Source organism: Anaerobiospirillum sp. NML120448, assembly GCF_023050945.1.
Taxonomy (GTDB): Bacteria; Pseudomonadota; Gammaproteobacteria; order Enterobacterales; family Succinivibrionaceae; genus Anaerobiospirillum.
The window spans coordinates 1-2,501 of the sequence record NZ_JALKIM010000141.1; the positions used below are offsets into that span (position 1 = coordinate 1).

Consider the following 2,501-nt stretch of genomic DNA (forward strand, 5'->3'; position numbering starts at 1 on the left):
CCTGTGTTTAGGAGCTAAAATCTAGATAAAGCCTTATCCATCAAGGGTTTAAGGCTTATTTTTTTTTTAAACTTGTGGGGGGTCGACTTATATTATTGCAAAGCTAGTTTTATTAGCTCATGCTGATCATAAGAGAGAATCTTACTGTCTGGGTATGCACCAATTTTTAGTTTCCTCTTTAGTTGCTTCAAGGAGATCAATCCATCAACAGACTCAAGACCTGCTGCCTCAAGTACAATATTTGTTTCTCCCTTAACATTAACTTGATCTTTCAAAAAGTTACGTAATGCTTCTTGCTTATCAACAAGGTCATTACTTTGCTCTTGCAGGCAACCTTTGCCAGTGTAAGCAGGAGCAAAAATGCCAGCACCAGCTCTAGAACAATCGAAGTAAATGTCATCTTTAGTTACTTTTTGAGCTGACACCTTAGCATTTGACAAGGCTTGACTTATACGCTTTGCGGACATTCTATAACCTTGTTTTAGTAGAGTGTCTTGAAGCAGACGCAGCATCATCAATGCAAATATGCACAGATAACAATGAGCTTCGATCCTTTGGCTAAGGCGAACATAAACAGGTCTTATATTGAATGTACTCTTCATAACTCTGAAGTTCTCCTCAATGCCTACCAGCTTGTGATAGGTATCCAGAACGGCTGTAGCTGAAAGTGGTTCTAAATCACAAGACTTAGGGTGATCGAAAATAACCGCTGCATAACCAGCAATGGCTTCTCTGTTAGCAATCACGTCTTCCTTTAGACCGATTGCTCTAAAGTTCTCTTTTTCACTTTTATCTGCATGACTTCTTCCCTTCTTTTTAGCTGTAGCTTTAGTCCTTTCTGTTTGAACAAGAGAACGCCATCCACTCAATGAAGCGCCGATGAGTTCTCTTTTCGAAACAGCCTCAATTGCTTTATTCTTTAACTGTTCGAGGTTAGCAAGATCTCTTATTTTTCTTTCAGGACTGAAAGTATAAATAATTTTGCATGGAACCTTAACGGTGGTAGTTTTAGCCTTACCAGTGTCTGGATCTATCTCACCTTTTATGCGAGCAGTTTTAATATAGTCACAAACTTTGAATCTAGAAGCGTCTTCAATTAACTCACTGCATTCTGAAGATACAAAAGCTCCTAATTCATCTGGCTTATAGTTCCTGTAGCCTGTGAGATCCAGCATTTCTTTTCTGGTCTTTTCGTTTTGCTGAGAGACCTTTTGAGCAACTACAAAACCAATATTTTTCTCCTGAACTTTGCTCAAAACCTCAGTTCCATTGATACCACGATCAGCTACAAAGTAGAAGTCTTTAAGACCATACTTTTCTTGAAGACTGTTCAACACAGGCTCAACCTGATGTATTTCAGAAATATTACCTGCAAAAACACGGCAATCAATTGGAAAACCAGTATCATCAACAGCAAGAGCAATTGATATAAGAGGCTGTGCATATCTACCTTCTTTAGACATGCCTCTCATACGTAAGTCATCTTCTTTTCCTTGCTCTAAGGAACACTGAAGGTTCTCTTTGTACTCCTCGGTATCCATGTAAGCATTGACATCATCGTTTGTCATTCCCTGCTTAAGCATAGATTCTCGAACATCTCGAGCATATCGAATTGCACGCCATGTTACATCATCATAAGGAGTCTCAAACCATGTATTTGTACAATCAAAAAAAGCCAGCCTTATACCAGTTCCTCTTCGTTCAATATGAGTTTTGACAGCGTGACTTAATAACTCATCTTTGTGGTTATGAACAAAGTCTAAAGCTCGATAGTAGCAGTCTTGATTGGCATCACTCCATGGGCAGTAAATGAAATTGCTTCTGTGGTTGCTGGCGTGTAGATATGACTGAGGATTTATGATTTTTATGAATGTTAAATAGAACAATAGATCATTCAAAGACCATGAGTCGATGTCAGTATAAGCCTTCTGAAGATAGTTGATTTTATACTTAAGACCCAACTCATTCTCCCAGAAAGGTTTTAAAGCAAGGTGACCAAACTGAAGATCATACTTGCCGTTGAACTGTAACTCATCATCATCAACAAGACCTTCAATAACTGCATCATCTTTTCCGACTGTACCAGCCCTTTTGAAAGCAATATTTGCAGCCTTGGATAGCTTTTTATCAGTGGCTTCACGAGCTAACACAGCAGCAAGCTCTTTACGAACATTTCTCTGTTCATACGCTTGACGAATTTCTTCTGGAAGCTGATCGAATCTACCGAAGCTCTTAACTTCTCTTTTTACAACTTTGCCTGTTTCAGGATCTCTAAAGGACTCAACCATGACAAGGTATTTTATGCCTTGTCTGTTTTTGATCTTAAAGTACATATATACGCTCTTAATTGTCAGTAATTAAAGAAGCCTTATTGTATCATGTTTGCCCCTACACGACACCCTACAAGTATAAAAAATTTTTACAAGACAAAATTATAGCTAGCACTGATAAATATCAGAGTTGTATAATGCATTCATGATTTTTTGCTACTAAACACAGGT

The 2,501-nt window shown here is 38.2% G+C and carries 1 protein-coding gene; it reads right to left on the reverse strand.

The genetic code is table 11. The annotated features are described in order from the left end of the window. Nucleotides 1-92 precede the first annotated feature (92 nt). Complete coding sequence (locus tag MXE38_RS12065; protein ID WP_246915419.1) at nt 93-2,333, reverse strand: IS1634 family transposase; 2,241 nt, start codon at nt 2,331-2,333, stop codon at nt 93-95. Between the last annotated feature and the right edge of the window lie 168 nt (nt 2,334-2,501).